Annotated in this window: 7 protein-coding genes and 1 pseudogene; 7 read left to right on the forward strand and 1 reads right to left on the reverse strand. The window is 48.7% G+C overall.

Annotation, left to right across the window (positions count from 1 at the left end; genetic code table 11):
* Positions 1 to 56 precede the first annotated feature (56 nt).
* From C7R94_RS01460 to C7R94_RS01490, 7 genes are all read left to right on the forward strand, one after another.
* Entirely contained in the window at positions 57 to 605 is a 549-nt protein-coding gene (locus tag C7R94_RS01460) for an RNA polymerase sigma factor SigX (protein ID WP_106778163.1), read from the forward strand.
* Entirely contained in the window at positions 602 to 1777 is a 1176-nt protein-coding gene (locus C7R94_RS01465; RefSeq protein WP_106778164.1) for an anti-sigma factor family protein, read from the forward strand. The genes C7R94_RS01460 and C7R94_RS01465 overlap by 4 nt, the downstream gene beginning before the upstream one ends.
* Before the next feature lie 89 nt (positions 1778 to 1866).
* Positions 1867 to 2829 carry an ABC transporter ATP-binding protein gene (locus C7R94_RS01470; protein WP_106778165.1) on the forward strand — a complete coding sequence of 321 codons (963 nt, stop codon included), beginning with the start codon at positions 1867 to 1869 and terminating at the stop codon, positions 2827 to 2829.
* On the forward strand, positions 2801 to 3667 hold the full coding sequence (locus C7R94_RS01475; RefSeq protein WP_106778166.1) for an ABC transporter permease subunit: 867 nt from the start codon (positions 2801 to 2803) through the stop codon (positions 3665 to 3667). The genes C7R94_RS01470 and C7R94_RS01475 overlap by 29 nt, the downstream gene beginning before the upstream one ends.
* A gap of 215 nt (positions 3668 to 3882) precedes the next feature.
* Positions 3883 to 5190, forward strand: coding sequence for a CitMHS family transporter (locus C7R94_RS01480; RefSeq protein ID WP_106778167.1), 1308 nt, complete (start codon positions 3883 to 3885; stop codon positions 5188 to 5190).
* A gap of 101 nt (positions 5191 to 5291) precedes the next feature.
* On the forward strand, positions 5292 to 6923 hold the full coding sequence (locus C7R94_RS01485; protein WP_429790566.1) for an ATP-binding protein: 1632 nt from the start codon (positions 5292 to 5294) through the stop codon (positions 6921 to 6923).
* A complete protein-coding gene (locus C7R94_RS01490) occupies positions 6901 to 7599 on the forward strand; it encodes a response regulator (RefSeq protein ID WP_047071744.1) in 699 nt (232 codons plus the stop codon). Before C7R94_RS01485 ends, C7R94_RS01490 begins: the two co-directional genes overlap by 23 nt.
* 80 nt (positions 7600 to 7679) lie before the next feature.
* On the opposite strand, the pseudogene C7R94_RS30480 reads toward C7R94_RS01490, so the two are convergent.
* Positions 7680 to 7908, reverse strand: a pseudogene (locus tag C7R94_RS30480) (hypothetical protein); the annotation flags it as partial.

Genomic DNA, 7908 nt, shown 5'->3' on the forward strand with positions numbered 1-7908 from the left:
ATGAACGAAGCAGTAGAGGCATTTGTCAATGGCGCACGCAGGAAGGAGGAATTCCAGTGGAGGTGCAAGCAAACCTGGTGATGAACCATGCTCGAGTAGAGGATCATACAGATTCCTTTCAACAATTGTTTACGACCTATTATCCGTTTGTGGTCCGACAGATCATGCGAATTGTGAAAGATCAACAAACGGCAGAAGATATTGCCCAGGATGTATTTCTCTCCTTTTACCATACGGATCGCTCGGTGATCGAACATATCCCGGCATGGCTGTCCAAGTCCGCACTCTACGCAGCGTACAATTATCTTCGTTCAGAAAAACGCAGGTACGCAAGACAAGAGCGAAGTGCATCCGAGCAAGAACACGTCAGTCCTTCTACAGAAGAGATGTGGCTTGCAAAAGAGTCCCAGAGTATCGTCCGCGATGTGCTAGAGGAGCTAGACGAGCGGGAACGGACCTTGCTGGTCATGAAATATTCCGGATTTCCTTATGCGGAGTTGGCGAAAGCGACTGACACGCAGATCAGCTCGGTGGGAACACTTCTCGCGAGAGCGAAAAGTAAATTTCGTACCATCTATGGCCGGATGAGGGGGGAAGAGGAATGAAATGTGCCGATAAAGGCTTTGTCCAGGCGTTCTTGGACGGTGAGTGCAGCTCAAAAGAAAGTGAGCAATTCCTGCTTCATCTGGAGTACTGTGAAACCTGCCGTACACAGCTAGATGAATTATCCGCGTTGGATAGCTGGGCGCGTGAGAAGATGGAGCATGCTTTTTCCGAGACAAACGATGTGAGGGTCAATACGGAAGCAGCGTGGCAGCGATTTTCGCAAACAATCGAGAAACCGACGAACACAAATGCACAAGATCGACAAGCGATAACCAATCGAGCAACAATCAGAAGGAGCTGGAGTCAGATGAACAAGCAAACAAAAAGATGGGTGACAGGTGCTTCGGCAGCAGCAGTATTGGCTGTGTCCCTGTCTTTCCCCCAAGTACAAGCAGCAGCGAACGATTTTCTGTCCATTTTCCGCATGGATAAAGTTGAATTCGTCAAAGTGACGCAAGAAGATATGCAAGAGCTGGAACAATGGATCGCAAACGGCAATTGGGGCGAGACGGAACTGCCTGGGATCGGAAAAATCTGGATGGATAAAAACGATAAAGAGAAACTTGAGGAAAGAAGCTACTATTACAACAACAAGGAATCCGCTGAAAAGGCTGGCGTGAAGCTGCCACAGCTGCCGAAGGACGTCACGGTGGATAGTGTAGACATCCAATCTCCTTTTACCATGCACATGGAGATCGATGCCGATCGTGCAAACAAGCTACTGGCGCAATTGCAGGTAGAGGAGCGCTTTGATGAAAAACTGAGTGGCAAGCGCTTCTCCTTGAAGATTCCACAGATGCAGCAGGTCAGGATGCTTGTCGGAAAAGATAATATTAGCTACTTTGTCGTAGGCGCTCCTGAGCTAAGCGCACCAGAGGGAGTCGATCTGGCACAGCTTCGCGAGACACTCTTGGCCCTGCCGTTCATTCCAGATCAAGTGAAAAGGCAGATGATTAGCATCGAAGACTGGCAGCATACTCTCCCTGTGCCATACATGGCAGACGGCGAGAGCAAGATGAAGGAAGTAAAAGTGAACGGTCAAAACGGAATGCTGATCACAGGTAAATACGACGCGCATCTGATGTGGCAGCAGGATGGACAGATTCACATGCTGGAAGGCTTCGAAAAGAACGCGGATGAGCTGTTGGATTTTGCAAATCAGCTGAAATAAGTAATCAAATAGTGGGGCGTTGGCAGAGTTTTCCTGAAAAAGGAGGGCTCTGCTTTGTCCCGTTTGCAATGGGGAAAGTGAGGTAAGCGATGTCAGATTATGTGATAGAGACCTGGGAGTTGACCAAGCAATATAACGGTAAAGCCGGCTGCAAAAATATTACGCTACAAGTACCGCGCGGCTCCGTATTTGGTTTCCTCGGTCAAAATGGAGCGGGTAAAAGTACCTTTGTCAGGACGATGCTTGGGTTATTGCACCCAACGAATGGCAAAGCGGTCATGCTTGGGCAGCCGATTGGCAGTGTAGAATCGCGAAAAAAGGTAGGATACTTGCCAGAGCTGTTCCGCTATCCGGATTGGTTGACGGGTCAGCAGCTCTTGGAGCATCATGCCGAGGTGTGTGGATTAACACATCGCGAGAGCAAATCCGTGATAAAAAATGTCGTTGAGCTGGTCGGAATGGCTGGACGCGAGCGTGAACGCATCCGGGGCTTTTCCAAAGGCATGCAGCAGCGTATCGGGATTGCCTGCGCCCTCTTATCCGATCCAGAGCTGATCTTTCTCGATGAGCCGACCTCCGCACTGGACCCAATCGGGCGAAAAGAAGTGCGTGAGCTAATCGCGCGGCTGCGTGACCAAGGAAAGACCGTTTTTCTCAACAGTCATCTATTGAGTGAAATGGAGAGCGTATGCAACTACGTCGGGATCATTCACCGCAGTGAGCTGGTCGTGCAAGGCGACTGGCGCAAGTTGAGCACCGTCCAACCACAAATTGAATTGACAGTGGACAAGGACAGCGCAGGCTTTCCTAACGAGCTTCCTTCCTTCGTCACAGAGAGTCGTCTCGTAAGACAAGAGGAAAACCGTAATACATGGTTAATGACGCTGGATCAGGACAATCGGGTACCGGCTCTGTTGCAACAGTTGATTGCTTCAGGGGCTGGAGTGCATGAAGTCGTCCGCAAGCAGCATTCACTGGAAGATGTATTCCTCTACTGGGTGCAGAAAAAGGAGGGGGAACGACATGTGGCCGATCATCAAAATCACGTATAGAGAAATGATCTCCAAGCGTATTTTCACGATTACGCTGATCATGTCGCTGGCCTTTCTGCTGCTGTTTGGACTTGCCACAGGCTATGCCGTCAAGGAGATGAAGGATTCGTTCGGGGACTTAGGTCCAGAAGCTTTGATGCAAAAAAACTTCTTTTCCACGCAGCTCTTGGGGATGGGCTTGTACTTTGGCTCCGTCATTACGGCACTCTTGGCGATTTTGAGCAGTGTCGGGAGCATCGCATCTGAAATTGAGAGCCACCAAATCGACACGTGGCTGGCCCGCGCACTGCCTCGCTACAAATATGTATTGGGGAAATTTTTCGGATTGGCAAGTATGTTGGGGCTGTACGGACTCCTGATGTTCTTCGGACTTTTGGCGATCAACCAATGGGTGGGCGGAGGTGCGCTGGCTGTTCAGGTAGGAGGAGACCAAATCCTGAAAGCAGCAGCTTTCTTCGTAGGTATGCCGATCATTCTTGTCTGTGTAGCCATGCTCTTGAGCAGTATGACTACAACAGTAACGGGCGGGATTATCCTGATCATTCTGTACGGGATCAGCTTCATTGGTGGCTTTATCGAGCAGCTCGGTGTTGCCTTTAGCAACAGCTCACTCACAAACATCGGGATTATTTCCAGTCTGGTATTTCCAACCGATTCGCTATTTAGGCAAATGACGATCTCACTATTTGATACAGCTGACGATCCGCTGTCCTTTGCTTCGCAAGGAATTTTCGGTACGACTTCTCCTCCGAGTACTACCATGCTCATCTACTCCATTCTCTATGGTATCGTGGCGTTGGGGCTGTCCATTCGGGTGTTTCAAAAGAGAGATGTATAAGAAAAACAAGAGAACGGCTGATTCGTGCCGTTCTTTTTCTTTTCTCCCTTGATTTTTATGACGTTAATAGAAGAAATGCGGTTAAAACAGTTTATGCGCATATTCTATTCGGATTTTTACGAACATTGTTATAATGACAGCACAATATGAAAGCGCATTCTTCATGGTTGCTGCAACATCATTGTAAGCGCATTCTTGCAAGGGGGAACTAGCGTATGCTGGCATTACTCGGATTTCTAATGGTAGCTGTTTTCATGTACTTGATTATGTCGAGACGGCTTTCGGCATTGGTTGCTTTGATTGTTGTTCCTGTTGTTTTTGCGTTGATTAGCGGATTTGGTTCAGAAATTGGCGATATGATGCTTGCAGGCATCAAGAAAATTGCGCCTACGGGCATTATGCTGTTGTTCGCCATTCTGTACTTTGGAGTCATGATGGATGCAGGTCTGTTTGATCCATTAATTAAGAAAATCGTGAAAATGGTAAAGGGTGACCCACTAAAGGTGATTGTAGGTACAGCCATTCTCGCTACCTTGGTCGCACTGGATGGAGATGGAACAACGACTTATATGATTACCGTTACCGCGATGCTGCCTTTGTATCGCAAGCTGGGAATTAAACCGATGATTTTGGCAGTCATGCCGATGCTCGCACTTGGTGTCATGAACATGACGCCATGGGGTGGACCGACAGCACGTGTCATGAGTGTACTCCATATGGATGTTTCCGAGATTTTTGTCCCTGTTATTCCTGTGATGATTGGCGGAATTGCTTGGGTGATGATCGTAGCCTGTATTTTGGGCAAACAAGAGCGTAAGCGTCTGGGGATTATGGAGATACCAGATGAAGATTTGAAATCGCTTGCAGGACAAGAAGTTGCGGCGACAGATGAGTCTGCTGCTCTGAAACGTCCGCGCCTGATCTGGTTCAATCTGTTGTTGACCGTAGCCCTGATGGTCGGTCTGGTTACGAGCTTCTTGCCACTGCCGACGATGTTTATGCTTGCTTTTGCCATTGCCTTGTTTATGAACTACCCGAAAATGCAAGATCAGAAAGAGCGGATTGCAGCCCACGCAGCTAACGCACTGGCTACCGTGTCCATGGTTTTCGCTGCGGGAATCTTTACAGGCATCCTGACTGAAACGAAAATGATCGATGCGATGGCGAGCACACTCGTTTCCTGGATTCCGGATTCGCTTGGTTCCCATATGCCTCTACTCGTAGCGCTGACAAGCATGCCATTCACGTATTTCATGTCGAACGATGCGTATTACTTCGGAATCGTTCCAATCCTGGCGAATGCAGCAGCCGCTTACGGAATCGATCCGGCGGAAATTGGTCGCGCTTCCATCCTGGGTCAACCGCTACATGTACTCAGCCCGTTGTTTGCTGCACAGTACCTGTTGATCGGAATGGTTGGAGTCGATTACGCGGAAACCCAAAAATTCGTCCTGAAATGGGCGTTTGGAACATCGATCGTAATGATTGCGCTTGCTCTTCTTACCGGAGTCATCTCATTCTAGTCAAACTATAAGAAGGAAGAAATAAAAAAGAGGCCTGCTCATGGCCTCTTTTTCGTCATCGCGCGAAATGAGATACAATGAGAAGCAGAGGAGGGAACGATGTGCGTTTTCACAGCAAGCTGATGTTGATTATTTGCTCGCTCCTTTTTGGTGTGATTGTCATACTCGGTACGATGTTTGAACAGATGCTGGCGGGCGTATTGGAGGATGAGATTGGGACGCGTGCACTGCATACCGCCAAGACCGTTGCGCAGATGTCTGAGATCAAACAGGCGTTTGACGCAGAAGATCCCGCCAAGATTATTAATCCAATCGTGGAAAAAATACGCGTGGACACGAATGCGGCTTTTATAACTGTAGGAAATTTGCAAAGCATCCGCTATTCCCATCCTGACCCAGAGCAGATTGGCAAAAAGATGGTGGGAGGCGACAATGAGGCAGTATTTGAGGGGGAATCCATCATCTCTGAGACAGTCGGTTCGCTTGGCCCCGGACTCAGAGGAAAAACACCGATCTATGATGCGGAAGGAAAGGTGATGGGGGTCGTTTCCGTCGGGTTTTTATTTGAGGATATTAATGAAACGATCGAATCGTATCGCAATCGAATCTTCGTCATCGGTATCGTCACCTTGCTCTTGGGTGTGGTGGCTACGCTCATTCTTTCACAGAATGTAAAGAAAACCATATTTGGTTTGGAGCCTGAACAAATCGGGCGATTGTATCAGGAAAATCAAGCCGTGCTGGAATCGATTCGCGAAGGCATTGTGGCGGTCAATAAGGAAGGAGCGATCACGCTCGCGAATCAGACTGCCCTCCAGATGCTGGGGCAAGCGAAGGATAAAGACAGGATCATGGACAAGCAGGACGAGCTGGTGCGTTCACTAGGCCTTCATGAGGTGATTGAGACTGGGAAAGCCGAATTTGACCGCGAAACGAATGTGGACGAGCATGTATTAGTCGTGAACCGGGTCCCGATTATGGATAAGGAGCGTCATGTTATGGGCGCGGTAGCGAGCTTTCGCAATCGGTCCGAGCTGTTCGAGGTCACACAGGAGCTGTCACGTGTGAAGGAGTATGCGGAAGTCCTTCGTTCCCAGACGCACGAGTATTCTAACAAACTGCATCTCATATCAGGACTCATCCAGCTTGAATCGTATCAGGAAGCCATTGAAACGATTTCTTCTGAGCTGAATGTGCATGTCCACAATACGACGTTTATTATGCAAGAAGTTCCGGACCCACTGATAGGTGGCTTGTTGCTCGGGAAGCTGAATCAAGCCAACGAACGCAAAGTGGAATTAAAAATAGATCCGGAAAGCAACTTCCGTGACATTCCTGCCTCGATTGATCGCTCACAGCTAATTGTCATTCTCGGCAATTTGATAGATAATGCGATGGACGCTGTAAAAGCTCCAGGTGCAATTGCACCGGAAATCACGATCTTTTTGCTCAATATGGAAGAGGTCTTGCTCATAGAAGTAGAGGATCTGGGGCCAGGCATCTCCGAAGAAAATGCTGAACGCATCTTTGAGCTGGGCTTCTCTACCAAGCAACAGCCGAATCATGGCTACGGTCTGCACTTAGTCAAGCAAGCTGTTTTACATGTACACGGCAATATTACGCATACGGGGAATCCGGCAGGCGGAACGATTTTTACTGTGACGATCCCAAAGGATGCACGCACGGCAGAACGGAAGGAGGCCGTACTAGATGATACGGGTACTCATTATTGAAGACGACCTGAGAATCGCAGAGGTAAACCGACGCTTCGTGGAAAAAGTAGAGGGATACGAGGTGATTGGCATTGCCACGAATGGGCAAGAGGCCAAGGACCAAATGGAAGTTTTGCAACCTGATCTCGTGTTGCTCGACATTTATTTTCCGGATATGGACGGCCTCGATTTTTTGTCGATCATAAAGGAGCAGTTCCCTACAACGGATGTCATCATGCTGACAGCTGCCAAAGAAGTAGATGCGGTTGTAGAGGCGATCCGCTATGGCGTATTCGATTTTATTACCAAACCGCTTATCTTTGCGCGCCTGCAACAAACGTTACGGAATTATCAGGAGTTCAGGCAAAAGGTGAGTGATTGGAAAAAAGACACTGATCAGATCAGCCAAGCCCAAATCGATGAGCTTATTTCCCGGACTGGCCAAAAAAAGACAACCGAGACAAGGGCAGTCAAAGGAATTGATCAAATCACGCTGGACAAAATTTCTGGCTTTCTCATGCAGACCCAGGAGGCCACGACGGATTTGGTCAGCAAAGAAACAGGCATTAGCCGTTCAACAGCAAGGCGATACCTCGAATATTTGGTAGCCAAAGGAGACGCCATCGCAGACCTATCGTACGGTGTCGTCGGTCGTCCAGAACGCGTATACAAGAGCGTCGGGCGGCAAAAAGAATAAAAAACCTCCGCGTTCGCAAGTAAGGTACAGGCCTACTTGAGAGCGTGGAGGTTTTTTTGTACTTATGATTTGATAAGTATTTAGAAGGTTTCGATGAACCACCGAAAGCTGGTGAGAAGAAAAAGCGCAGGGCTCGGAGACCTTGACAACCCCCACCCAGTCGGAACCTCAAAAAGGGGACCACGCTTGTCGAACACTTCTTCCTTGAGAAACGTCCGCCCGTAGGGTGGCTTTGGCTCGACGGTCCCCTTTTTGAAATGGAGACGGACAGTGAATCCCCATTGCGGGGGTGTCAGAGTCGAAGAGAAC

It is taken from the genome of Brevibacillus sp. NRRL NRS-603 (assembly GCF_003013445.1).
GTDB lineage: Bacteria > Bacillota > Bacilli > Brevibacillales > Brevibacillaceae > Brevibacillus > Brevibacillus formosus.

What these genes read in the sequence shown, in the direction of transcription:
- C7R94_RS01465 (WP_106778164.1), top strand. Translation starts at nt 602, where the DNA reads ATGAAATGTGCCGATAAAGGCTTTGTCCAGGCGTTCTTGGACGGTGAG.
- C7R94_RS01470 (WP_106778165.1), top strand. Translation starts at nt 1,867, where the DNA reads ATGTCAGATTATGTGATAGAGACCTGGGAGTTGACCAAGCAATATAAC.
- C7R94_RS01475 (WP_106778166.1), top strand. Translation starts at nt 2,801, where the DNA reads ATGTGGCCGATCATCAAAATCACGTATAGAGAAATGATCTCCAAGCGT.
- C7R94_RS01480 (WP_106778167.1), top strand. Translation starts at nt 3,883, where the DNA reads ATGCTGGCATTACTCGGATTTCTAATGGTAGCTGTTTTCATGTACTTG.
- C7R94_RS01490 (WP_047071744.1), top strand. Translation starts at nt 6,901, where the DNA reads ATGATACGGGTACTCATTATTGAAGACGACCTGAGAATCGCAGAGGTA.